The organism is Mumia quercus (genome assembly GCF_025506335.1).
Lineage (GTDB): Bacteria > Actinomycetota > Actinomycetes > Propionibacteriales > Nocardioidaceae > Mumia > Mumia quercus.
The window spans coordinates 348,500-370,802 of the sequence record NZ_JANZYO010000004.1 but is presented as its reverse complement, the minus strand read 5'-3'; the positions used below and the strand labels follow the sequence as shown (position 1 = coordinate 370,802).

21 protein-coding genes are annotated in these 22,303 nt (G+C 70.7%); 10 read left to right on the top strand and 11 right to left on the bottom strand.

Annotated elements, in window-relative coordinates:
• Positions 1-3: 3 nt before the first annotated feature.
• Positions 4-621: a putative glycolipid-binding domain-containing protein gene (locus NYZ95_RS11140; RefSeq protein ID WP_262851345.1), complete on the bottom strand. Its 618-nt coding sequence runs from the start codon at positions 619-621 to the stop codon at positions 4-6.
• A gap of 87 nt (positions 622-708) precedes the next feature.
• Here NYZ95_RS11140 and NYZ95_RS20415 point away from each other — a divergent pair, with 87 nt between their 5' ends.
• A complete protein-coding gene (locus NYZ95_RS20415; protein WP_262851344.1) occupies positions 709-1,515 on the top strand; it encodes a M15 family metallopeptidase in 807 nt (268 codons plus the stop codon).
• Between the two features lie 6 nt (positions 1,516-1,521).
• Here NYZ95_RS20415 and NYZ95_RS11130 read toward each other — a convergent pair whose 3' ends face one another.
• From NYZ95_RS11130 to NYZ95_RS11120, 3 genes are all read right to left on the bottom strand, one after another.
• Positions 1,522-2,652 carry an MFS transporter gene (locus tag NYZ95_RS11130; RefSeq protein WP_262851343.1) on the bottom strand — a complete coding sequence of 377 codons (1,131 nt, stop codon included), beginning with the start codon at positions 2,650-2,652 and terminating at the stop codon, positions 1,522-1,524.
• A gap of 87 nt (positions 2,653-2,739) precedes the next feature.
• Positions 2,740-3,831, bottom strand: coding sequence for an inositol-3-phosphate synthase (locus tag NYZ95_RS11125; protein WP_262851342.1), 1,092 nt, complete (start codon positions 3,829-3,831; stop codon positions 2,740-2,742).
• Between the two features lie 72 nt (positions 3,832-3,903).
• Entirely contained in the window at positions 3,904-4,482 is a 579-nt protein-coding gene (locus NYZ95_RS11120) for a PadR family transcriptional regulator (RefSeq protein ID WP_262851341.1), read from the bottom strand.
• Positions 4,483-4,721: 239 nt separating this feature from the next.
• On the opposite strand from NYZ95_RS11120, the gene NYZ95_RS11115 reads away from it, so the two are divergent.
• The gene (locus NYZ95_RS11115; RefSeq protein ID WP_262851340.1) at positions 4,722-7,019 is read left to right on the top strand and encodes a transglycosylase domain-containing protein; all 2,298 of its coding nucleotides are present in this window, start codon (positions 4,722-4,724) and stop codon (positions 7,017-7,019) included.
• Positions 7,020-7,021: 2 nt separating this feature from the next.
• Positions 7,022-8,401 carry a glycosyltransferase family protein gene (locus NYZ95_RS11110; protein WP_262851339.1) on the top strand — a complete coding sequence of 460 codons (1,380 nt, stop codon included), beginning with the start codon at positions 7,022-7,024 and terminating at the stop codon, positions 8,399-8,401.
• On the opposite strand, the gene NYZ95_RS11105 is transcribed toward NYZ95_RS11110, so the two are convergent.
• A complete protein-coding gene (locus NYZ95_RS11105) occupies positions 8,336-9,286 on the bottom strand; it encodes a helix-turn-helix transcriptional regulator (protein ID WP_262851338.1) in 951 nt (316 codons plus the stop codon). The two genes, NYZ95_RS11110 and NYZ95_RS11105, sit on opposite strands and share 66 nt — an antisense overlap.
• 61 nt (positions 9,287-9,347) lie before the next feature.
• Between NYZ95_RS11105 and NYZ95_RS11100 the strand changes: the two genes are divergently transcribed.
• Positions 9,348-10,484, top strand: coding sequence for an epoxide hydrolase family protein (locus NYZ95_RS11100; RefSeq protein WP_262851337.1), 1,137 nt, complete (start codon positions 9,348-9,350; stop codon positions 10,482-10,484).
• 159 nt (positions 10,485-10,643) lie between these two features.
• Here the strand turns inward: NYZ95_RS11100 and NYZ95_RS11095 are convergent, their stop codons facing one another.
• The 4 genes from NYZ95_RS11095 to NYZ95_RS11080 all read right to left on the bottom strand — a co-directional run bounded on the left by NYZ95_RS11095 (position 10,644) and on the right by NYZ95_RS11080 (position 14,519).
• Positions 10,644-11,708: an alanine racemase gene (locus NYZ95_RS11095; RefSeq protein ID WP_262851336.1), complete on the bottom strand. Its 1,065-nt coding sequence runs from the start codon at positions 11,706-11,708 to the stop codon at positions 10,644-10,646.
• A 26-nt stretch (positions 11,709-11,734) separates the two neighbouring features.
• On the bottom strand, positions 11,735-12,877 hold the full coding sequence (locus NYZ95_RS11090; protein WP_262851335.1) for a lipid II:glycine glycyltransferase FemX: 1,143 nt from the start codon (positions 12,875-12,877) through the stop codon (positions 11,735-11,737).
• 64 nt (positions 12,878-12,941) lie between these two features.
• Complete coding sequence (locus tag NYZ95_RS11085; RefSeq protein ID WP_279307653.1) at positions 12,942-13,439, bottom strand: HNH endonuclease; 498 nt, start codon at positions 13,437-13,439, stop codon at positions 12,942-12,944.
• Positions 13,440-13,535: 96 nt separating this feature from the next.
• Positions 13,536-14,519 carry a pirin family protein gene (locus NYZ95_RS11080; protein WP_262851333.1) on the bottom strand — a complete coding sequence of 328 codons (984 nt, stop codon included), beginning with the start codon at positions 14,517-14,519 and terminating at the stop codon, positions 13,536-13,538.
• Positions 14,520-14,641: 122 nt separating this feature from the next.
• Between NYZ95_RS11080 and NYZ95_RS11075 the strand changes: the two genes are divergently transcribed.
• Positions 14,642-15,430, top strand: coding sequence for an ABC transporter ATP-binding protein (locus NYZ95_RS11075; protein ID WP_262851332.1), 789 nt, complete (start codon positions 14,642-14,644; stop codon positions 15,428-15,430).
• On the top strand, positions 15,430-17,961 hold the full coding sequence (locus NYZ95_RS11070) for an ABC transporter permease (protein WP_262851331.1): 2,532 nt from the start codon (positions 15,430-15,432) through the stop codon (positions 17,959-17,961). The genes NYZ95_RS11075 and NYZ95_RS11070 overlap by 1 nt, the downstream gene beginning before the upstream one ends.
• A gap of 292 nt (positions 17,962-18,253) precedes the next feature.
• Here the strand turns inward: NYZ95_RS11070 and NYZ95_RS11065 are convergent, their stop codons facing one another.
• Both NYZ95_RS11065 and NYZ95_RS11060 read right to left on the bottom strand, forming a co-directional pair.
• Complete coding sequence (locus tag NYZ95_RS11065; RefSeq protein WP_262851330.1) at positions 18,254-19,327, bottom strand: type IV toxin-antitoxin system AbiEi family antitoxin domain-containing protein; 1,074 nt, start codon at positions 19,325-19,327, stop codon at positions 18,254-18,256.
• Positions 19,328-19,554: 227 nt separating this feature from the next.
• A complete protein-coding gene (locus NYZ95_RS11060) occupies positions 19,555-20,262 on the bottom strand; it encodes a ZIP family metal transporter (RefSeq protein ID WP_262851329.1) in 708 nt (235 codons plus the stop codon).
• 186 nt (positions 20,263-20,448) lie between these two features.
• On the opposite strand from NYZ95_RS11060, the gene rpsF reads away from it, so the two are divergent.
• The 4 genes from rpsF to rplI all read left to right on the top strand — a co-directional run bounded on the left by rpsF (position 20,449) and on the right by rplI (position 22,211).
• A complete protein-coding gene (rpsF, locus tag NYZ95_RS11055; RefSeq protein ID WP_262851328.1) occupies positions 20,449-20,736 on the top strand; it encodes a 30S ribosomal protein S6 in 288 nt (95 codons plus the stop codon).
• 132 nt (positions 20,737-20,868) lie between these two features.
• Complete coding sequence (locus NYZ95_RS11050) at positions 20,869-21,411, top strand: single-stranded DNA-binding protein (protein ID WP_262851327.1); 543 nt, start codon at positions 20,869-20,871, stop codon at positions 21,409-21,411.
• Positions 21,412-21,506: 95 nt separating this feature from the next.
• Complete coding sequence (gene rpsR / locus NYZ95_RS11045; RefSeq protein WP_139085704.1) at positions 21,507-21,746, top strand: 30S ribosomal protein S18; 240 nt, start codon at positions 21,507-21,509, stop codon at positions 21,744-21,746.
• Positions 21,747-21,767: 21 nt separating this feature from the next.
• Positions 21,768-22,211, top strand: coding sequence for a 50S ribosomal protein L9 (gene rplI, locus NYZ95_RS11040; protein ID WP_262851326.1), 444 nt, complete (start codon positions 21,768-21,770; stop codon positions 22,209-22,211).
• Positions 22,212-22,303 lie beyond the last annotated feature (92 nt).

The window sequence follows — 22,303 nt, the reverse complement described above, 5'->3', positions numbered from 1 at the left end:
GCGTCAGCCGAGCGTGGCCCGGTACGCCAGCTCCGGGTAGTCGATGACGACGCCGTCCCGGTCGACCGTCAGCTCACCGACGAAGTCGCGGCTCGCGCTCGCGTACCGGACGACGGCGTGCCCGGCGTCGTCGGAGTACGGCGCGACCGCCTGGTAGAGCTGGTCGCTGCGGATCACCTGCAGCGACGGCACGTCCACCCAGGCCATCACGTGCGGGATCGGCGGGCCGGGCGGCGAGGTCACCAGGTCGTGACGCAGGATCGGCATCGTGTTCGTGACCGGGCACAGCGCGATGTCGCAGTCCAGCGCCTCCGCGACAGACTCGGGGTCGACGAGGCCGGGGGCTCCGGCAGGTCCACCTTCTCCGTGCCCCGCGGCGAACGCCGCCCATCCGTCGTCCTCGCGGACGAGGGCGAGGGTGCGCGACCATCCGGCGCCGAGCACGCTCACATCGAGTCGGCGCGTCACCCAGTCGTCGCCGGTGGTCAACGACCACGCGGCCACGTAGGACGGGGCCCGGGAGGTCCCGTGGGCGCTGAGTCGGCGCCCTTCCCGCACGAGTGTCGCCGCCTCGACCCGCTCGGGGTCGTCGGCGGCTCCGGTCCAGGTCACGTTCCTCACGGTTCGACCGTCCACGTCAAGACCATGGCACTTCCAGGTGGCGCCTCGCTAGTCTGACGTGCGCGGGGGACGCGTGAAAGGACCACGGTGGCCGGACGGCATGCTGCTCCGAGCCGTGCCGAGCCTGCGACCCCGCACGCCGGCACGGACGTCGCCGTGCCTACGACACCGGCGAGGGGGCGCCGCGCCGAGCGGCGTACGAGACCACCGCGCCGCAAGGCGTTCCGTCGGGTACGCCGCCTAGGTGTGCTGGTGCTCGCCGTCGCGGTCGCTGTGCCGGCCGTGCGTCACGTGCTCGACGAGCGCGAGCGCGCCGCGCACGAGGCTGCGGTGGCCCGTACGATCGCTGCCGAGGTCGACAAGCGCACCACTCACGAGCAGACGGTGGTCCGCACGAGCCGCGGGATGTCCCAGGCCGGTCGTGCGGTCGCCGACCGGATGCTGATCTTGTCGTCGTGCGCGTCGACCGGAGCGCAGCCTTCGGGTCCCAACGGACGGCTCCCGTCCTCCGCGTTGTGCACGGTGCCTCCGTCCAGCGTCCAGCTGCGTGCCGATGCCGCCGAGGCTTGGGCGAGTCTGCAGGAGGCGTTCAAGGAGGCGCTCGGACGGTACCCGTGCGTCAACAACGGCTATCGCAGCTACGCGCAGCAGGCCAAGATGCACGCCGGCAACCCCGGGATGGTCGCACCACCCGGCACCAGCAACCACGGGCTGGGGCTTGCGCTCGACCTGTGCACGAACAGCGACGGGCGCGCCGGCACGAGTGCGTGGGCGTGGATGGACGCGCACGCCTCGGACTACGGGTGGGACATCCCGTACTGGGCGCGGCCGGGCGGCTCGCGACCGGAGCCCTGGCACTGGGAGTACGTGGCCTCCGGCGACCGCGTGTCCTGAGCGCCCTCACGTCAGGAGCAGAGCCGCCACGGCCGCGCCGGCGACGTACGTGACGTTGTTGAGGACGTCGTACAGGAGGAAGACCCTGCCGAGGTACGCCTCGTCGACGCCGCGCTGCACGATGGTGTCCGTACGTACCTTCCAGACCTGGTGGACGACGCCGAACGCGAAGGCCGCGACGAACCACGCCGTCACCGGGGCGTCGATCCCGAGCGCGGCCGCCACGACGAGGACCAGCCCGCACCCTCCCACCACCGCGGCCCACCGGTCGAGCCCGAGCGTCCGCGCGAGCAACGGTGTGCTGACGGCGCCCAGCGCGAAGCCCGCGGCGACACCGACGGCGGTCACGGCTGCCTCCGCGTCGTCGCCACGGCCGGCGGTCGCGGCGAACGCCAGCAGGGTGAACGCCCCGTAGGCGACCCGCAGCGTGCCGAAGGTGAGCAGGGCGCTGCTCGCTGCGACGTGCCGGCGCAGGTGGTCGAGGGCGTCGCCGAGGTCGTGCAGGACGTCGCGGGGGTACGGGGGGCGGGTGCCCACGTCGGGGCCGAGCTGCGGTGAGGTGAACCCACGCGCGACGAGGGAGGCTGTGACGCTGAGGAGCATGGCGGCGGCCAGCACGACGGGGGAGCCGAGGCCGGAGGCCAGCAGGAGCGCGCCCGCGCCGAGCCCGCCGGCATGCGCCGTCGCCCCGAGGGTCGGGCCCGCGGTGTTGGCGTCCACGAGCCGGTCGGCCGGCACCACGTACGGGACGCTCGCCGACAGGCACGCGAGCAGCAGCCGGGCGAAGCCCAGCGCCACGAGGACCAGGACGTACACGGGCCATCCGGCGCGCTCGGCCGACAGCCACGCGTCGACGGCGACGGTGGCCATGACCCCCGCCCGTACGGCCTGGGCCGTGACGAGGACGTTGCGGCGCAGCCACCGGTCGAGCACGAGGGCGACGAACGGGGCGAGCACGCTGAACGGCAGCAGCACGAGAGCGAGCACGAGCACGAAGCGGCCCGGCGAGCGCTGCGCCTCCGGCGAGAGCAGCACGAGCCACGCCAGGCCCGCCTGGAAGAGCCCGTCGGCTGCCTGGCTCGCGACGCGGACGAGGAGGAGCCTCGCGAAAGCGGGGTTTCTCAGGCGGGTGCGCACGGCGGTCACTCTCGGAGCAGGGTCGGGTCTGGACACGCCGAACGGCGCGGACCCCGACCAGGGGGTCCGCGCCGTTCGTGGCGTGGGTCAGCGCTCTTCGGTGCCCTGGATGAAGGCCTCGAGCTTCGCGCGACCGAGGTCGTCGGGGCGCTGCACCGGCGGGGACTTCATCAGGTACGACGACGCCGAGATCAGCGCGCCGCCGATGCCGCGGTCCTTGGCGATCTTGGCCGCCCGGATCGCGTCGATGATGATGCCGGCGGAGTTCGGGGAGTCCCAGACCTCGAGCTTGTACTCCAGGCTGAGGGGGACGTCGCCGAACGCGCGGCCCTCGAGGCGCACGTACGCCCACTTGCGGTCGTCGAGCCACTGGACGTAGTCCGAAGGGCCGATGTGGACGTTCTTGTCCTCGATCTTGCCGGCGAGCGGGCCGTTGAGGTTCGAGGTCACGGCCTGCGTCTTGGAGACCTTCTTGGACTCCAGACGGTCACGCTCGAGCATGTTCTTGAAGTCCATGTTGCCGCCGACGTTGAGCTGGTACGTGCGGTCCAGCGTCACACCGCGGTCCTCGAACAGCTTGGCCATCACGCGGTGGGTGATGGTCGCGCCGACCTGGCTCTTGATGTCGTCACCGATGATCGGGACGCCGGCGTCCTCGAACTTCTTCGCCCACTCGGGGTCGGAGGCGATGAAGACCGGCAGGGCGTTGACGAAGGCGACGCCCGCGTCGATCGCGCACTGCGCGTAGAACTTGTCGGCCTCCTCCGAGCCCACGGGGAGGTACGAGACCAGCACGTCGGCCTGCGTGTCCTTGAGGACCTGGACGACGTCGACCGGGTCGGCGTCGGACTGGTCGATGGTCTCGAGGTAGTACTTGCCGAGCCCGTCGAGGGTGTGGCCCCGCTGGACGGTCACGCCGGTCGGCGGGATGTCGCAGATCTTGATGGTGTTGTTCTCGCTGGCGCGGGTGGCCTCGGCGAGGTCGAACCCGACCTTCTTGGCATCGACGTCGAACGCGGCGACGAACTCGATGTCCTTGACGTGGTAGTCACCGAACTGCACGTGCATGAGGCCAGGAACGGTGCCCTCTGGATCAGCGTCCTTGTAGTACTCGACGCCCTGGATCAGCGACGTGGCGCAGTTGCCGACGCCCACGATCGCTACGCGTACCGAACCCATGGGGTCCTCCTCCTTGGGGGCCGGTGGCCCCCGCTCGTCCTAGCCACCGTTGTCCGGCGGCGATGTCTTCGATCACGCCTGGTCGCGCGGCTCGCCCGGCTTCTGGCCGGAGCGCTCCGCATCGATCAGACCCGTCAGCCAGCGCACCTCGCGCTCGACTGACTCGAGGCCGTGGCGCTGCAGCTCCAACGTGTAGGCGTCTAGCCGTTCACGGTTGCGTTGTGCCGTGCTGCGTACGCGTTCGAGCCGCTCCTCGAGGCGACTCCTTCGTCCCTCGAGGATGCGCACACGAGTGCGGGAATCGGTGCGCGAGAAGAACGCGAAGTGGATGCCGAAGCTCTCGTCCTCCCACGACGACGGGCCCGGCGCCGACAGCAGCTCGCTGAAGTGCTCCTTGCCCTCCGCCGTGAGGCGGTAGACGATCTTGCCTCTGCGCCCGCGTGCCGTCACAGCCGTCTCGGCAGGGTCGTCGGCCACGATGTAGCCCTTCTTGCCGAGCGCCTTCAGGCAGGGGTAGAGCGTGCCGTACGACAGCACGCGCGACCACCCGAGCAGCGCGTTGAGCTCTTTGCGCAGCTCGTACCCGTGCATCGGGGTGTCGTGGAGCAGCCCGAGCACGGCGAACTCGAGTGCGGCACCGCGCCTGGCCATGTCGACCCCCTCCACGTCCTTCGTCGGCAGCCACTCGTGACTGCCGATGAGATATATCGTTGCGATACATCGAACCAGATGTCAACGCGCTTGCCGGACACGGGGTCCCCGCGTGGGGGTTTTGGTTCGTCCTCGAAGTTCGGCACACTTGCCCGATGGGCCGTGCCTCGGCACGTCCTCCGGCCTGCCCTGGGAAGGGTCAGGCGTTCCCCCGGCAGCAATCCAGAGGAGTACGACGCGTGGCGAACCAGTCGCACGGCGGACCCGTGAACCCCCGCTCGAGGAGGGCTGAGCCCGCCTCCCGGGCCGGCGCCCGGTCTCGTAAGGCCACGAAGCCCCGCAGGGGCGGCGACGGCGAAGACGAGAAGCCTCGCAAGCCACTCTGGCGGCGACTGGTCAAGTGGGGTCTCATCACCGGCGTCGTGATGTTCGTCCTCGGGATCGCGGGCCTCTTCTTCGCCTACCGCGCGGTGTCCATCCCCGACGCGAACGCCGAGTTCCTCACCCAGACGACGCGGGTCTACTACTCCGACGGCAAGCACAAGATCGGCGACTTCCAGACTCAGAACCGGACCTCGATCGGCTTCGACGAGATGCCGCAGACGATCAAGGACGCGGTCATCGCCGCCGAGGACCGCAGCTTCTACACGAACCAGGGTCTCGACTTCAAGGGCATCGCCCGCGCCCTGCGCGACAACGCCACCACGAGCGGCACCTCCGGCGGCTCGACGATCACGCAGCAGTACGTGAAGGTGCTCTACCTCACGCAGGACCGCACCTGGAGCCGCAAGGCCAAGGAGGCGATCCTCTCGATCAAGGTCCACAACCAGATGTCGAAGGAGGAGATCCTCGAGGGCTACCTCAACACGATCTACTTCGGCAACGGTGCGTACGGGATCGAGGCTGCGTCCCAGACCTACTTCGGCCACAAGGCCGCGAAGCTCACCGCCCCGCAGGCGGCGATGCTCTCCTCGGTGATCAACAACCCGAGCGCCTTCGACCCGTACGACGAGAGCGACCAGGAACGCCTCATGGGTCGCTACACCTACGTCATCGACGGCATGCGCAAGGCGGGCAACATCACCGAGGAGGAGTTCGCGAAGTACTCCGCGAAGCTGCCGAAGGTCCAGAAGCAGCGCCAGTCCAACCGCTTCGGCGGTGCCAAGGGCTACCTCCTGCGCCTGACCGAGCAGCAGCTGCGCAAGGAAGGCTTCGACGACTCGCAGATCAACGGCGGCGGGCTCAAGGTCGTCACGACGTTCGACTACGAGGCCCAGAAGGCCGCCGTCGAGACGGTCAAGGAGATGAAGCCGGACGGCCTCAAGGAGCTGAACGTCGCGCTGTCGGCGGTCGACCCCGAGACCGGTGCGGTGCGGGCCATGTACGGCGGCGCCAACTACCTCAAGAGCCAGCTGAACTGGGCGACGCTCGGGTCGCAGCCGGGCTCGTCGTTCAAGCCGTTCGCCGTCGCGGCCGCGCTGAGCGACGGCTACGGCCTCAAGACGCAGCTGAACGGCTCCTCGCCGTTGCGGCTCAAGGGCGGCGCCGAGATCGAGAACCAGGGCGACTCGGGGGGCCGGTCGTTCGGCCCCGTCTCCTTGGAGTACGCGACGCAGGAGTCGGTCAACACCGCCTTCGTCGACCTCACGTACGACCTGATGGACGACGGCGGCGAGAAGACCCTCGAGGCCGCCCGTCGTGCCGGTCTCTCCGCGACCTCCGTCAAGCGGTACGACCCGAGCGTCGCCGTCGTGTCGCTCGGCTACGCGCCGGTGCCGAACGTCGAGATGGCCGCGGCGTACGCGACCTTCGCCAACCAGGGCAAGCAGAACGACTGGTACATCATCGAGCGCGTCCGTGACCGGGCCGGCGAGGACCTGCACAAGCACACGGTCCGCTCCAAGGAGGCCTTCTCGAAGGCAGTCGCCGCCGACGTCACCAAGGCGCTCCAGGACGTCGTACGTTCGGGCAGCGGCACCAACGCCAGCACCATGTGCCCGACCGCCGGCAAGACCGGCACCGCGACGTTCCAGAAGGTCGAGGACGGCAAGGAGGTCGGCAGCCCGCACGTCTCCAGCTCGTGGTTCGTCGGCTACACGCCCCGGTTGTCGACAGCGGTCATGTACGTCCGCGGCAAGAACGGCAACGAGGCGCTCAACGGCTACATGCCGACGTTCTACGGTGGGCAGTACCCCGCGAAGACGTTCAGCAGCTTCATGAACAAGGTCCTCGACGGCGGCGACTGCGGCGAGTTCCCGCCGCCGGCCAACATCAAGTCGACCAAGGGCAAGACGTTCGTCCCGAAGCCGACCGAGACCAAGGAGACGAAGCGGCCGGACGAGGGTCGCCCCGACCGCCCGTCGCGTCCGAGCCGGCCGAACCGTCCGTCGTTCCCGACGGAGCCGACGCAGCCGACCGAGCCGACGGATCCGGAGCCGACGCCGACCCGCCCGACGCGCCCGACGTTCCCGACCGAGCCAGGACCGACGGAGCCCACCGAGGAGACCGACGGCCCGGGCAACGGCTGGGGTCCCTGACGATGGCGGGGCCGGTGGGGGACCGGGCCCGACCCAGTCCGTGGTGGACACCGGTCCGCATCCTCTTGGCGACGGCGGCGATCGTCGCCACGCTCGGGCTCGTCGTCAAAGCTCCGTGCGCCGTCGACGCCGGTGACCGCTGGTTCAGCGAGAAGCCGGTCGACGGCGGCGCCTCGTACGCGCGGCTGTGCGCCAGCGAGCTCCCGTCGGAGTACGCGACGACTGGTCTCGCCGAGGCGGTCACCCCCTGGTCCGACGCGGACGGACGGTGGCCGGTCAACGCCGTCTCCTTGCCCGTCGGGGCGCTCCAGTCCGCGACGGCGGCGGTCGTCCACGCCGTCGGGGGAGCCGACCTGGATGCGCGCGCGGCGCGTGACGCGACAGCGGTCGAGCACGACCGCGCGGTCCACCGCGAGGCCGTCGCGTACACCGGGCTGGTCGCGCTCGGGAGTCTCCTGCTCCTGCTTCTCGCACTCCTGGCCCTCGCCCGCGCCTCGCTCGCCTCGAACGCGCTGCGCCCGTGGCCGGCCTGGGCGCGGCCGGTCGCGGCGCTCATGCCGTTGGCGGCCTCGCCCTTGGTGGTGCTCCTCATCGGTGTCGGCTGGGACCTCGTCGGCGTCGCGCTCGTCGCTGCAGGGCTGGCGGCCTGGACCGCAGGGCGGGCACGCGTCGCCGGCGTGGTGCTCGGCGTCGCCGTGCTCACGGCGTGGTGGCCGGCAACCGTTCTCGTCGCCCTTGCCGCCACGGCGTTGGTACGGCACGGCGCCGCCGTGGGGCGCCTCGTCGCCTCCGCGGGGCTCACGCTCGCGTTCGGCGGCGTCGCGGCGCTGGCGGTCGCGACGGGCGACGCGGTCACCGAGCCCGTACGCCGGTGGCTCGCGCACGAGGGCGGCACGGGCTCGCTCTGGGCGGTCATGGCCGAGCTCGGCCTCGACGTGCCGTCCAAGGTCGTCGTGCCGACGGTGATCGGCCTGTGGGCGTTCGTGGCCTCGGTGACGTTCCTCTACGCGGCGCGTTCGGCCGACGTGACGCAGACGGCACGCTACGCGTTCGTCCTGCTCGCGGCGCTGCTGCTGACCGGCACGACGTACGCGCCGGGCTACGCGCTGTGGCTCCTGCCGTTGGCGGTGCTCGCCCACCCGGTGTGGCGCGACCTGCTGTGGTGGCAGGCGGCGGAGGTCTTCCTCGTCGTCGCGACCTGGTGGCACCTCGGCGACGTCACCAAGCCTCCGGGAGACGGCGCCGACGTCGTGTACGTGGTGGCGATCGCGCTGCACGTGGTGGCGACGGTGTGGCTCGCGGCCCGGATGCAGCTCTCAGCCGCCCGCCGCCCCGTACCGGCGCCCGAGCAGCCGTACGTGGTCGACCAGCTCGGGCGGTGACTCGACGCGGAAGTCGAGGCCGAGCATCCCGACGTACACGGCGAGGATCTCGATGCTGTCGGCGCCGGTGACCAGCACGCACGTCGACTCGTCGACCGCCTCCACCACCCCGACGGCGTCGTTGATGCGCGCGCGCACCTCCTCGGCGGGCGCGAGGACGGTGACGCGGGCATGGACCGACCACCCCGCCGACGCGATCTCGCGGACGACGAACGTCGTGTAGTCCTCGACGGCCATGGGTCGGGGTGTGAAGCGCGGCTGGGGCATCGGGCTGATCTCCGCCCAGTCCACGCGCAGCGCGCGCCAGTCTCCGGTCGCCACCTCGCGTGCGACGAGGTACCAGCGGCGCTGCCAGGTGATCAGACGGTACGGCTCGACGTCGAGGCGCGCGCCGTCGTACGTGAGACGCAGACGCTCGGTGTCACGGACCGCGTCGACGATGCGCGCGAGCGTCTCGGGCGCGATCTCGGGGTCCTCCACGTTGCTGTCGGTGTTGACCGGGCCGGCGCCGACGGTCTGGGCGATCGCCTCGACGCGGCGCCGGAGGCGGTGCGGGAGGACCTGCTCCAGCTTCGTGAGGGCGCTCGCTGCGCTCTCCTCCACGCCGGCGATCCCGTGGACCGCGCGCAGCCCGATCGCCACGGCGACCGCCTCCGGGTCGTCGAGCAGCAGAGGTGGGAGCTTGGCGCCCGGTCCGAGCCGGTAGCCGCCCGCCGGGCCTCGTACCCCGTCGATCGGGTAGCCGAGGTCGCGCAGGCGCTCGACGTCGTTGCGGATGGTGCGGGCGGTGACCTGGAGCCGCTCGGCCAGCTCGGAGCCCGCCCAGCCGGGCCGGGACTGGAGGAGGCCGAGCAGGGCGAGCAGTCGTGCCGACGTGTCCAACATTCTTCAGATCATCGCAGAGATGAGGAACGGTCCGTGCCGGAATGCTTCCTACAGTCTTTCCATGAGCGCACACGAGAGCACCAGCATCCGCCCCTTCCGCATCGAGGTCCCGCAGGCCGACCTGGACGACCTCGACGCCCGCCTCGCCCGTACGCGCCTTCCCGCCGCCGCTCCTGGTGACGACTGGACGTACGGCGTGCCGAACTCGTACCTCGGCGAGGTCGTCGAGCACTGGCGCCACGGCTTCGACTGGCGCGAGGTCGAGGCGCGGCTCAACGCGTACGACCAGTTCGTCACCGAGATCGACGGGCAGACGATCCACTTCCTGCACGTGCGGTCGGCCGAGAACGACGCGACGCCACTCCTCCTCGCACACTCCTACCCGGGTTCGGTGATCGACTTCCTCGACATGATCGACCCGCTCGTCGACCCTGTCGCGCACGGTGGCCGCGCGGAGGACGCCTTCGATGTCGTGGTGCCGTCGATGCCGGGCTTCGGTTTCAGCATCCCGGTCGTCGACCGCGGGTGGACGATGGCGCGGGTGGCGCAGGCGTACGACACGCTCATGCGGCGGCTGGGCTACGAGTCGTACGGCTCGCACGGCAGTGACGGCGGCGCGATGGTCTCGCGCGAGCTCGGGCTGAGGGAGCCGGAGGGCTTCCTCGGGATGCACGTCCTGCAGCTGTTCTCGTTCCCGACGGGCGCGCCCGGCGAGATGGACGGGTTCGGGCCGAAGGAGTTCGCGGCGCTGGAGCACCTCCAGTGGTTCCAGTCGGTCGGCGGCTACAACGCGATCAACGCGTCGCGGCCGCAGACCGTCGCCGTCGGGGTCTCGGACTCGCCCGTCGGGCAGCTGGCGTGGAACGAGCTGTTCCAGTCGTTCGGCAACGGGACGAGCCTGCTGACGACCGACCAGATCCTCGCCGAGGTGACGCTGGAGTGGCTGACGAACACGTCGGCGACGGCCGGCCGCTACCACTACGAGGAGGCCCGCCGCGACGTGGAGCCGCAGGTCAACCACGCCCGTACGGGGGTCGCGGTCTTCGCCGACGACTTCAAGACGATCAGGGCGTTCGCCGACCGCGACAACGACAACATCGTCCACTGGAGCGAGTTCGCCGAGGGCGGTCACTACGCGATGCTCGAGAAGCCGCAGGAGCTCGTCGCCGACCTCCGTACGTTCTTCGCCACCAGCTGACCCCGCCCGTTCGCTTGGCGGAGTTTGCCACGCCAGCGTGGCGGACGCTGGTTGGCGCGGGAGGCTCGCCGCGCCAACCGGAGGCGCCCACGCCAGCGTGGCAAACCCCACGTACGGCGGGGGCCGGCGAACCGGGTGCGGCGAGGACGCGGGTACGGGCTAGGGGAGGTCGACCGCGTCGAAGGTCGTGGTCGTCATGCGCACCTCGAGCTCGACCTCCTCGCCGACCTCCGGCACCGCGACGCCGGAGGGGAGCAGGATCATGCTCGCCTGCATGTGCGGAGGCTCGACGAACCACCGCTGCTTGCCTCCCACGACGAAGGGCGACAGCGCGAGCCCGGCCGCGCCGAGCCCGCCCTTCGCGACCGAGGTGGCGCGCTGCTTGAGCGTCGTCGCCGCGGTCGGTGCCTCCAGCCCGATGCCGTGGGCGGTGCCGCCCGACACGATCAGGACGGTGCCGCCCACGGGCAGCGGGCGCTGGCGGTAGCCGATCCGCTCGCCACGCTCGACGACGTGCGAGTCCAGGACCAGCCCCGTCACCCGGAACGCGCCGCGGTCGCCCAGCCACAGGGCGGTGCCGACGCGGGGGCGTACGGACAGGCCGGGCCGGCGCTCGGCCAGCGCGCGGACCTCGCGGTCGGACAGGTGCGAGACGGTGAACAGCGGGGTGCCGGCGACGGCCGGTGCGAGCTTCGACGCCTCGAACGCCGCGGCCCAGCGGTCGGCCTCGGCGAGGTTGTCGTCGGAGAGCGGGAGGTGGATCGAGAAGCCGATCAGGCGGAGCCGCCCGAGCGCGTCGGCAGCGGCGGTGAGGGCATGCCGGTCGACGCCGTGGCGGGCCATCGCCGTCTCGCCCTCGATGAGGATGCGCGTCCCTTCGGGTGCCTCGTCGCGCAGTGCGGCGAGGTCCTCGATCCGGCTGACCGTGTGGACGACGCGCGGGTCGTACATGCGCTCCGGGCGCACAGAGTCCGCCCAGAACGGGCGCCACGGGGTGAGCACGTGGATGTCACCGCCGAACCGCGGGAGGACGTCCATCAGCTCGGCGTACGTGCCGACGGCGACGGTGTCGACCTCGAGCCAGTCCGCACGGCGGGCGAGGGTGCGGTTGCCGAACCCGTACCCGTTGCCCTTGATGACCGGGATGAGGCCTTCGTACAGCTCTGCGGTGCCGCGCAGGTGCGCCCGCCAGCGCTCGCCGTCGACGTGGAGCGTGAGTGTCATGGTCAGCCTTCCTCGAGACGGTGAAGTCAGCGTCGCTTCATGTACTGCTGGAACGCCACGTAGAGCAGGCGGTTGATGGGCAGGTCCCACTCGCCCGCGTACTCGACCGCAAGACCGCCGGTGCCCACCTTGAACTGGATCAAGCCGACGTGGCTGTCCTCGGGGTCGAGCGTGTCGGTGATCCCGCGCATGTCGTACACGCTGCAGCCGGCAGCCATCGCGTCGCGGATCATCTGCCACTGGATGGCGTTCGACCCGCGGACCTCCCGCTTCGCCGTGGTCGAGGCGCCGTACGAGTACCAGGCGTGCCGCCCCACCTTCACGAGCGTGGTCGCGGCGACCAGGTCACCCTCGTGGTGCGCGAGGTAGAGCCGCATGCGGTCGGGGTCCTCGCCGTTGAGCGCTTCCCACATCTTCTGGAAGTACGGCAGCGGCCGCGGCGTGAAGTGGTCGCGCTCCGCGGTCTCGGCGTAGACGGCGTGGAAGGCCGGCAGGTCGTCCGCACCGCCGAGGGTCACCTCGACGCCGGACTTCTCGGCCTTCTTGATGTTGCGGCGCCAGAGCTGGTTCATGCCGCGCAGCACGGCTTCCTCGGTCCGCGGGGTGCCGTCGTCGTCGACCAGCGGCACCCAGAAGTTGTACTTGGGCTGCCCGGCTCCGAACCCGCCCTCGCCGACCTGCTCGCGCCAGCCGAGCCGGTGCAGCTCCGCGGTCACGGCGATCGCGCGGCCGTTGGACGTGGTCGCCGGTGCGTCACCGAGCGTGCGGAGCGCGGGGTCGGCGACGGCCTTCTTCACCGTCGCGGCGTCCCAGGCGCGCAGGACCACCGGCGGGCCCATGCGGACGCCGAACGCGCCCGCGGCCGTGAGGTGGGCGATCATCGGGTCGAGCCAGGCCGAGAGCCCGCCGGGCTTGTCGACGATCGACGTGAAGTCGATGCTCGGTCCCTCGGGGAGGTACGCGAGGTACTTCGCGACCTTCGGCAGCTTGCGGTAGAGCACCAGGCCCGCACCGACCATCTGCGGCCCGTCGAACCAGCCGATCGACTCGCCTCTCCACTCCGACTTCACCGCCGCCCAGGCAGGAGTCTGGAGAAAGCTCGCGGAGGGGAGTGACTTCAGGTACGCCAGGTGGTCGGCGCTGCTGATCGTACGGACGGTGAGAGACACGGCCCCGAGGCTACCGGAGCGCGTCGGCACGACCTCGGCGCGGCGAGCGGGCACCGGCTTCAGGTCAGCGCACCGTCAGCGGAGACCGACGCGGAACGGCGGGGGTGACCAGCAGGGTCATCCCCGCCTCCGTCGGCGTACGGTCGCCCTTGCGGTGGTTGCACCGCAGGCAGGCGGCGACGGAGTTCTCCCAGGTGAGCAGGCCGCCGCGCGAGCGGGGAAGGATGTGGTCGACCGTCTCGGCCGGACCACCGCAGTAGCCGCAGCGCTCGTCGCGCGCCTTCACGGCCGCCTTGGTGCAGAGCGGGTCCCGACCGTGCAGCCAGCGCATCACGACGTAGCGCACCAGCCGCAGCACCTTCGGGACCGGGAACGGGCCGAAACGGTCCTCGGGGTGCGCCTCCTCGACCACGGCGACCTCGCGTACGAGCATCCGGATCGCGTGCCGGAGCGACACCCTCTGCAACGGCTCGTAGCTCGCGTTGAGCACGAGGACGGTGCGGCGGTGGCGCGTGCGTACGACGTGGTGGGTCACCACCACGGGCTCGGCGACAGCTGTCATGGTCACCGCCTCTCTGGCCGCACTCGTCCAGTCCGCGTGCGATCAGCCTAGCGCCCGCATCGTAGGCGAGTCGCCCTCTCGCGTGCGCGCCGTCGCTCAGCGTGGCGGTTGCTTGCGCGGCTTGAGGCGCGTGTGCGGCAGCTCGGGCGCCGGGAGGACGACCCCGCCCCAGGCGTCGGGGAACGGTCCGTACGCGTCGCCGTCGGCCGCACCGTGGACCTGCGCCTGCCACTCCTCGCGGAACCGGACGATCTCGTCGTGGTCGCGGCCGAGGAAGTTCCACCACATGACGATCTCCTCCTCCAGCGGCTCGCCGCCGATGAGGACCACGCGCCCCTCGCTCTCGCCCGTGCGCAGGACGAGCGTCGTCGCGCCGACGGGCCGATACGCGAGCGCCGCCGGGGCGACGGTCGTCCCGTCCACGTCCACGGGCCCGAGGTCCACGAGCACCCCGTGCTCGTACGAGGGGTCGACCGCGAACCGCACCTCGGCGCCGGCCGGGAGCACGATCTCGGCGGCGACGAGCGGCGTGTAGGTGGTGACCGGCGAGGAGGATCCGGCGAACGAGCCGACGAACGTACGGACGGTCGCGGGCCCGTGCGCGACGGCCTCCGTGACGTGGTGCTCGAACGCGCGACCCGTGAAGCGGGCGGAGTCCGGCAGCGCCGTCCACAGCTGGACGCCCTGCAGGAGGGTGGTCTCGGGGGTGGAGTACTCCGAGTGGGCGATCCCGCGCCCGGCGGTCATCAGGTTGACCTCCCCGGGCCGTACGCGCTGGACGGACCCGACCGTGTCGGCGTGGTCGACCTCGCCGGAGAACAGCCAGGTCACGGTCTGCAGTCCGGTGTGCGGGTGTCCGGGCACGACCATGCCGCCGGTCTCTCGGACGTCGTCGGGGCCGTAGTGGTCCACGAAGCACCAGGCGCCGATCAGGGAGCGGAGTCGCTGCGGCAACGTCCGGCGTACCGTCATCGCGCGCGGGCCGCCGAGCGGGACCAGCCGCGGCTCCAGCACTTCGGGCGCTCCGCCGCCTCGGGGCGGGCACGTGATCTCCTGCGGGTCGCGCTCGAGGTCGCTCATGCCACCAGTATCAGGGTGATCCCCCATGCCCCGGGGCGTTCGCCAGGGGCAAAACCGATGTCGCCCTGTCCCCGCATGGGCCTAGCGTGGACACGACACCCGCCCTGATCAGGAGTTGCTCCATGCCCGACGCCGTGCCCACCTCCCGTACCGTCGCCGCCCGCGCGGTGGATCTTCACAAGACCTACGGCAAGCAAGAGGCGGAGGTGCGTGCCCTCGACGGTGTGAGCATCGACGTGTACGCAGGGGAGTTCACCGCCGTGATGGGGCCGTCGGGCTCCGGCAAGTCGACACTCATGCACCTGCTCGCGGCGCTCGACACCGCGACCAGCGGCACCGTCTTCATCGGCGACACCGAGCTGTCCACGCTCAACGACAAGCAGCTGACAAAGCTGCGCCGTGACGACGTCGGCTTCGTCTTCCAGGCGTTCAACCTGGTGCCGACCCTGACGGCCAAGGAGAACATCCTGCTCCCGCTGTCGATCGCTGGGCGCAAGCCCGACGAGGCCTGGTACGACGAGGTGATCGACACCGTCGGTCTGCGTGACCGCCTCGACCACCGGCCCAACGAGATGTCCGGCGGGCAGCAGCAGCGGGTCGCGTGCGCCCGCGCGCTCGTCGGCCGGCCGACGATCGTCTTCGCCGACGAGCCCACCGGCAACCTCGACTCCACCTCCGGTGCCGAGGTCCTGAAGTTCCTCCAGCACAGCGTCCGCGAGCTCGGCCAGACCATCGTGATGGTGACCCACGACCCGGTCGCGGCGTCGTACACCGACCGTGTGGTGTTCCTCGCCGACGGCAAGGTCGTCGACGAGATGCGCGACCCGAGGCCGGACACGATCCTCGAGCGGATGGCACGCATCCAGGTCCGCGCCCTCGAGACCGTCGCGCCCGAGGGTGGGGCCGCCTGATGCTGCGGGTGACCCTGCGCAACCTGCTGGCGCGCAAGGTGCGCCTGCTGATGAGCGCCTTCGCGATCGTCCTCGGCATCGCGTTCGTGGCGGGCACGCTCATCTTCACCGACACGATGAGCAAGTCCTTCGACGGCATTGTCAAGGGATCGACCCCTGACGTCGTCGTACGCCCGGCCGGGCTCGGCGGCTGGGAGGACGGGACCGGCGGCGACACCCGTACGGTCTCGGCCAAGGTGGTCGACGAGCTGCGCGAGCTGCCGGGCGCCGCTCGCGTCGACGGCACGGTGTCGAGCCAGGGCCTGACCCTGGTCGGCAGCGACGGCAAGCTCGTGACCGGGTTCGGTCCGCCGACGCTGTCGTTCAACTACGACGACGCCCCCGCGATGACGGGGGAGCCCGCCGTCGTGATCTCAGAGGGGCGTCCGCCGACGGCTGCCGGTGAGGTGGCGATCGATGCCGACAGCGCCGAGAAGGGCGGGTACGAGATCGGCGACACCGTCCGGCTCGTCTCCAGCGGCGACCAGCCGCAGCTCGACGTCGAGCTCGTCGGCCTCGCGCAGTTCGGCGGCGGCTCGATGGCCGGCGCGTCGTTGGTGCTGTTCGACACCTCGTACGCCCAAGAGCTCTTCCTCGACGGCGAGGACGCCTTCAACCAGGTGTCGCTGACGACCCAGGACGACGTCACGCAGCAGGAGCTCGCGTACGAGGCCAGCAAGGTGCTGCCCGACGGGTTCGAGGCCGTCACCGGCGACGCGGCGGCGGCGGAGGCCGAGGACACGATCGGGGAGATCCTCGGGTTCCTCACGACGATCCTGCTCGTGTTCGCCGCGATCGCGATCATCGTCGGCACCTTCCTCATCGTGAACACCTTCTCGATCCTCGTCGCGCAGCGCAGCCGCGAGCTCGCGCTGCTGCGCGCCCTCGGGGCGTCGCGGCGCCAGGTCAGCCGCTCGGTGCTGCTGGAGGCGCTGGTCGTCGGGCTCGTCGGGTCGACGCTCGGCGTCCTGCTCGGCATCCTGCTGGCGTTCGGCCTGTCCGCGCTGTTCCGTACGTTCGGGCTCGACGTCAGCGACACCCCGCTCGTGATCGCCCCGCGTACGTGGGTGGTTGGCTACGTGGTGGGTGTGCTCGTGACGCTGGTCGCGGCGTACCTTCCGGCGCGCCGGGCGTCGCGGGTCGCGCCGGTGGCCGCGATGCGCGACGACGTGGCGCTCCCCGAGTCGTCGATGCGGATGCGCATGCTCTTCGGAGCGATCCTCGTCGTGATCGGTGCCGGCCTGGTCTGGCTGGGCCTGGGCGGTGTCGACAGCGGCGCCTGGTACGTCGGCGGCGGAGCGTTCGCGATCCTCCTCGGCGTCTCGCTGATGAGTCCGCTCCTCAGCCACCCCGTGCTCATCGCGCTCGGCGGGCTCTACCGTCCGTTCGGCATGGTCGGCCGGATGGCCACCCAGAACGCCCTGCGCAACCCTCGTCGTACGGCGGCGACCGCGTCCGCGCTGATGATCGGCCTGACGCTGGTGACGACCATGAGCATCCTCGGGTCGTCGGTCAACAAGTCTGTCGACGTCAGCGTCAAGGAGGAGTTCACGACCGACTTCCTGCTCACGAACCCTGTCGGGGCTCCGTTCTCGCCGACCATCGCCGAGGACATCCGTGAGATCGACGGGGTCGGCGACGTCGTCGAGGCACAGTTCGTGCCGACGCGGCTCGACGGCTCGTGGGCGGGGGTGACGGCCACCGATCCCGGTGCGCTCTTCTCGATGTTCGAGCTGGACGCCAGCGTCGACACGATCGGCGCCGGCGAGGTAGCCGTTCGGGAGGACACACTGGAGGACCGCGGCCTCGAGGTCGGGGACACGCTGACGTTCAGCACGCAGTCCGGTGACCACGACCTGCGGATCGTCGGGACGTTCCCCGCGTCCAACGTGGTCTCGGAGTACGTGACGAGCTTCGACTTCGTCGACCAGGTGAGCATGGCTCGTCAGGACTCGTTCGTGGCCGTCGATGCGGCTCAGGGCGTGACGGGCGCCGACATCGAGCAGCCCGTACGCGACGTGGTGGCCGACATCCCGACCGTCGTGGTGCAGACCCAGGACGAGTTCATCGAGTCCCAGCGCGACCAGATCAACGGCATCCTCATGCTGATCAACGCGCTGCTCGGTCTCGCGATCATCATCGCGGCGCTCGGCATCGTCAACACGCTCGCGCTCAGCGTGATCGAGCGCACGCGTGAGGTCGGGCTGCTGCGGGCGGTCGGCATGAGCCGGCGTCAGCTGCGCCGGATGGTGCGGCTCGAGGCGGTCGCGATCGCGGTGCTCGGAGCCGTGCTCGGCATCGCGATGGGGCTGGTGTTCGGCGTGGTGCTGCAGCGCGTCCTGCAGGACGAAGGCATCACCGAGCTGTCGATCCCGTACGGGACGCTGCTCGTCTACGTCCTGATCGCGGCGGTGGTCGGCGTCCTCGCCGCGCTCTTCCCGGCGCTGCGGGCCTCGCGCCTCAACGTCCTGAGGGCGATCGCCACGGAGTGACCGACGCGGGCGGGGCGTCCCCGGCCGCCCCGCCGGCCGCCCCGCGCCTGCTCCGCCCGCGCCGCTCCGCGCCTGCTCCGCCCGCCCGCCCGCGCCGCTCCGCTCCGCGGTTTGCCACGCCAGCGTGGCGACCTTCGTGCCTCCCTCGCGGGGCTTCGTGGTTTGCCACGCCAGCGTGGTGCGTTCCGATTGGCGCGGCATGCTTGCCGCGCCAACCACGGTTTGCCACGCCAGCGTGGCAAACCCCGCGCGCCGAGAGCGCCGCTGCGGAACCACGGCGGGTGGTCCGGTCTCAGCCGGCGGTGAGCGACTCGAGTCGACGCGTGGCGGCGAGCACCTCTGCCGACACGACGCTCTGATCGAGGGCGGCGGGGTCGACGACGGGAATCTCGATGCGGCTCTTCCCGTACAACCGAACCGACTGCTCCAGAGTCGCCGCAATTCGACGTGCGGTCGACGCTGAGCGAGAGCCGTCCAGGTCCACCCATCCCCACCGTGCCGCCCCCATGGCGTAACTGCGGAGCGCATCCTCACGCAGCTTCTCGTCGTACAACGCGCGACGCGGCTCGGCCGCGTCGCCCAGGGCGTACTTCACCGCCCCGTCGAACTCCCCGAACGTTCGGTGCTGGAGCCACAGGAAGTCGACGCGCGCGAGCGTCCCGTCCGGAAGCCGGACCCAGACCTGGAGCTCCGGCACGGGCAGCTTGTGACGGGCGAACAGATAGAGCGAGCGCGACTCGCCCACGGTCTCGCAGCGCCCGTCCGCGATCGTGACAGCGATACGCGCGAGGCTGGTGCTCGGCCACGAGCCGAAGCGGTCGTCCAGCAGCGTGACGACCTGCTCGCGGGTCGTTCCGCTGAGACGCATGCCCTCTGACAGCAGGACCACCCCCGCCTCGACATCGCGGCGCAGCGTCGGCAGAGTCGTGGTCTCGATCGAGGCTCGGAGCGGCTCGGTCACCGGCAATCCGTCGACGACGATGACGTCTTCGTCGCGCACGGTCCCATGGTGGAAACGGACGCCGGCCTCGATGCGCCCGCGCGTGCCTCCGCGCCGGGTCACGTCCACCTCGTCGTTGGTGACACGGAACGTGCCGAAGCGGTGGACCGCGCACGACGAGCGGTGGCTCGCGACGTACTCCGGACCGAGCTTGTCGAGGACGGCCCTCACGTTGACCCGGTATCGGTCGTCGCCCTCCAGCCGGTCGTACGTCGCTGCTGGCGCGTACGTCCCGTGGCGGACCTTGCGAAGGAGGCCGGCACGGACGGCCTTGGCGATGCCGAAGTCGCTCGAGCCGAGCGAGCGCAGCTGCCCGCGCGTCACGTACCCGCCCTGGCTCTCGGCGAGAGCGGTCACATCGTCCATGGGTCCACCGTCGTCGATCTCGCGCCGCGACGAGGGCGGGCGTGCGATCACTGTGGACCGTTGTCGGCCTGTGGACGGCCCTCCATCGCGGGCGTCACAAGGTTTGCCACGCCAACGTGGCGAGTTCCGATTGGCGTGGCAGGCTTGCCGCGCCAACCAGGGTTTCCCACGCTGGCGTGGCAAACCGCGGGAGCGGGAGCGGACGCGAGGTGGCGGGGGCGCGGCGGTCAGGAGAAGGCGGAGAGACCGGCGGCGACGGCGAACCCGAGCACGGCCGCGAGGCCGGCCTTCTCGTGGATCTTCTCCTGGGCCTCGGGGATCATCGCGCCGACCAGCATGACGAGCAGCGCGCCGGCGGCGAAGCCGTCGATCCCGCCGATGAAACGGTCGGCGATGACCTGCGCCGCGAGGTAGCCGGCGACCGTGCCGAGCAGGCAGACGACAGACACCGCGGCCCAGAGGCCGAGGACGCGACGCGAGGGCGACCCCGCCTCGCGCATGTCCGATGCCGAACCGATCGCCTCCGGCAGGTTCGAGACGAAGATGGCGACGAGGAGCGCCACGCTCACCCCACCGGACTTGGCGATCCCGATGCCCAGCGCAGCCTGCTCCGGGATGCCGTCGAGGAACGCTCCGAGCGCGAGCGGCAGCCCGGCGGCGCCCTCGCGCGTACGCCCGCCGATCCGCTCGACCCAGCGGTCGGCGACGTAGAACACGCAGGCCCCGAACGCGAGCCCGAGCGCGAGCGCGACCGCACCCCCGACCTCGAACCCGTCAGGGAACAGCTCGAACGAGATGCTGGCCAGGAGCGCGCCTGCCCCGAAGCCCAGCACGGTCCCGACGAGGCCGTCGCTCCACCGGCGCGCGACCCCGAGGACCGCTCCTATCATCAACGACGACGCCGCGACCGCGCCCCAGAGCCAGACCGTGCCCACCCCGTGATCATGCGCGCCCCCGGAGCGGACAGCGATTTGGGACGCCGTGAGGGGGCCCGATAGACTGAGTCGGTTGCCTGGCCACCGCCGGCCCATGCCGGAGTCACGGTGCCCGGGCAGCGCGATGCAGAGCCCTCCTGTCACGGAAGGACCGTGACCGTACAGACCGAAGGAGGTGGAGTTGCCTTGCGTCACTACGAAGTCATGGTGATCCTCGATCCCGACCTCGACGAGCGCACGGTGGCCCCGAGCCTGGACACGTACCTCAACGTGGTGCGTCAGGACGGTGGCACCGTCGACAACGTCGACATCTGGGGCAAGCGTCGTCTTGCCTACGAGATCAACAAGCGGTCCGAGGGGATCTACGCCGTGGTCGACCTGACCGCGACGCCCGCGACCGTCAAGGAGCTCGACCGTCAGCTCACGCTGAACGAGTCCGTCATGCGTACGAAGGTCATCCGGCCCGAGAAGTGACGGACGACGACACGTCGTCCCCTGTACGGGCGTCCGTGGTTTTCCACGGGGCGTCGCAAGGGGTCGCTTGTGTCGGACTCTTGATGTTGACTGCTAGCCAGCAGACATCCCGCGACCCGTTGGAGTAGAGACATGGCAGGCGAGACCGTCATCACCGTCGTCGGCAACCTCGTGGACGAGCCCGAGCTGCGGTTCACGCCGTCCGGCGCGGCCGTCGCGAACTTCCGCATCGCCTCGACGCCGCGTACGTTCGACCGGCAGAGCGGCGAGTGGCGCGACGGAGACACGCTGTTCCTCGGGTGCGCCGTGTGGCGGCAGGCCGCGGAGAACGTGGCCGAGTCCCTCCAGAAGGGCATGCGCGTGATCGTGCAGGGGCGCCTCAAGTCGCGCCAGTACGAGACGCGTGAGGGCGAGAAGCGCACCGTGTTCGAGATCGACGTCGACGAGGTCGGTCCGAGCCTGCGCAGCGCCACCGCGAAGGTCACCAAGGCCTCCCGCTCTGGCGGTGGGGGCGGTGGCTACCAGCAAGGTGGCGGCCAGCAGGGCGGGTTCGGTGGGGGCCAGCAGGCCGCCCCGGCCAACGACCCGTGGTCCTCGCCTGCTCCGCAGGGTGGCAGCGCTGGCAATGACCCGTGGGCCTCTCCGGCCGGCTCGAGCGACGAGCCGCCGTTCTGAGCCTGCGCGTCTGAACGACAACCGAAGGCGATCGATGATCGCCGCGTCATTCCGACCCGTGCTGCGGGTCGGGCTCACCGGAAGGGAGCACCACAATGGCTGCCAAGCCCGTTGTTCGTAAGCCGAAGAAGAAGAGCAATCCGCTCAAGGCTGCGAAGATCACGTACATCGACTACAAGGACACCACCCTGCTGCGGAAGTTCATCTCCGACCGCGGCAAGATCCGCGCTCGCCGCGTCACGGGTGTGTCCGTCCAGGAGCAGCGCAAGATCGCGACCGCGATCAAGAACGCCCGTGAGATGGCGCTGCTTCCCTACACCTCGACCGGTCGCTGATCGAAGGGGAAGGGACTAATCATGAAGCTCATCCTCACCCACGAGGTCACCGGTCTCGGTGCCCCCGGCGACATCGTCGAGGTCAAGGACGGCTACGGCCGTAACTACCTGCTGCCTCGCAAGTACGCGATCCGTTGGACGCGTGGCGCCGGCCGTCAGGTGGAGTCGATCAAGAAGGCGCGCGACGCCCGGGCGATCCACGACCTCGACGACGCCAACGCCCTCAAGCAGAAGCTCGAGTCCAACGCCGTCAAGGTGAAGGTCCGCGCTGGTGAAGAGGGTCGCCTGTTCGGTGCGGTCACCGTGTCCGACATCGCTTCCGCGCTCGAGGGCGCAGGCGCCGACGTCGACAAGCGACGCATCGAGATCGGCAACCCGATCAAGGCCCTCGGGTCGTACGACGTGCAGGTGCGCGTCCACCCCGAGGTGACCGCCAAGGTCACGATCAACGTGGTCGCTGCCTGATCCAGGCCGCCCGCGAGTCGCGAGGACCCGTCGCCCTTCTCCCAGGGCGGCGGGTCCTTTCGTCGTTCCCTGGCCACACGCCGGGGATTGGC

What these genes read in the sequence shown, in the direction of transcription:
- rpsR (WP_139085704.1), top strand. Translation starts at nt 21,507, where the DNA reads ATGGCTGCCAAGCCCGTTGTTCGTAAGCCGAAGAAGAAGAGCAATCCG.
- NYZ95_RS11085 (WP_279307653.1), bottom strand. Translation starts at nt 13,439, where the DNA reads ATGACAGCTGTCGCCGAGCCCGTGGTGGTGACCCACCACGTCGTACGC.
- NYZ95_RS11080 (WP_262851333.1), bottom strand. Translation starts at nt 14,519, where the DNA reads ATGAGCGACCTCGAGCGCGACCCGCAGGAGATCACGTGCCCGCCCCGA.
- NYZ95_RS11100 (WP_262851337.1), top strand. Translation starts at nt 9,348, where the DNA reads ATGAGCGCACACGAGAGCACCAGCATCCGCCCCTTCCGCATCGAGGTC.
- rplI (WP_262851326.1), top strand. Translation starts at nt 21,768, where the DNA reads ATGAAGCTCATCCTCACCCACGAGGTCACCGGTCTCGGTGCCCCCGGC.
- NYZ95_RS11095 (WP_262851336.1), bottom strand. Translation starts at nt 11,708, where the DNA reads ATGACACTCACGCTCCACGTCGACGGCGAGCGCTGGCGGGCGCACCTG.
- NYZ95_RS11070 (WP_262851331.1), top strand. Translation starts at nt 15,430, where the DNA reads ATGCTGCGGGTGACCCTGCGCAACCTGCTGGCGCGCAAGGTGCGCCTG.
- NYZ95_RS11050 (WP_262851327.1), top strand. Translation starts at nt 20,869, where the DNA reads ATGGCAGGCGAGACCGTCATCACCGTCGTCGGCAACCTCGTGGACGAG.
- NYZ95_RS11125 (WP_262851342.1), bottom strand. Translation starts at nt 3,831, where the DNA reads ATGGGTTCGGTACGCGTAGCGATCGTGGGCGTCGGCAACTGCGCCACG.
- NYZ95_RS11065 (WP_262851330.1), bottom strand. Translation starts at nt 19,327, where the DNA reads ATGGACGATGTGACCGCTCTCGCCGAGAGCCAGGGCGGGTACGTGACG.
- NYZ95_RS11110 (WP_262851339.1), top strand. Translation starts at nt 7,022, where the DNA reads ATGGCGGGGCCGGTGGGGGACCGGGCCCGACCCAGTCCGTGGTGGACA.
- NYZ95_RS11105 (WP_262851338.1), bottom strand. Translation starts at nt 9,286, where the DNA reads ATGTTGGACACGTCGGCACGACTGCTCGCCCTGCTCGGCCTCCTCCAG.
- NYZ95_RS11120 (WP_262851341.1), bottom strand. Translation starts at nt 4,482, where the DNA reads ATGGCCAGGCGCGGTGCCGCACTCGAGTTCGCCGTGCTCGGGCTGCTC.
- NYZ95_RS11075 (WP_262851332.1), top strand. Translation starts at nt 14,642, where the DNA reads ATGCCCGACGCCGTGCCCACCTCCCGTACCGTCGCCGCCCGCGCGGTG.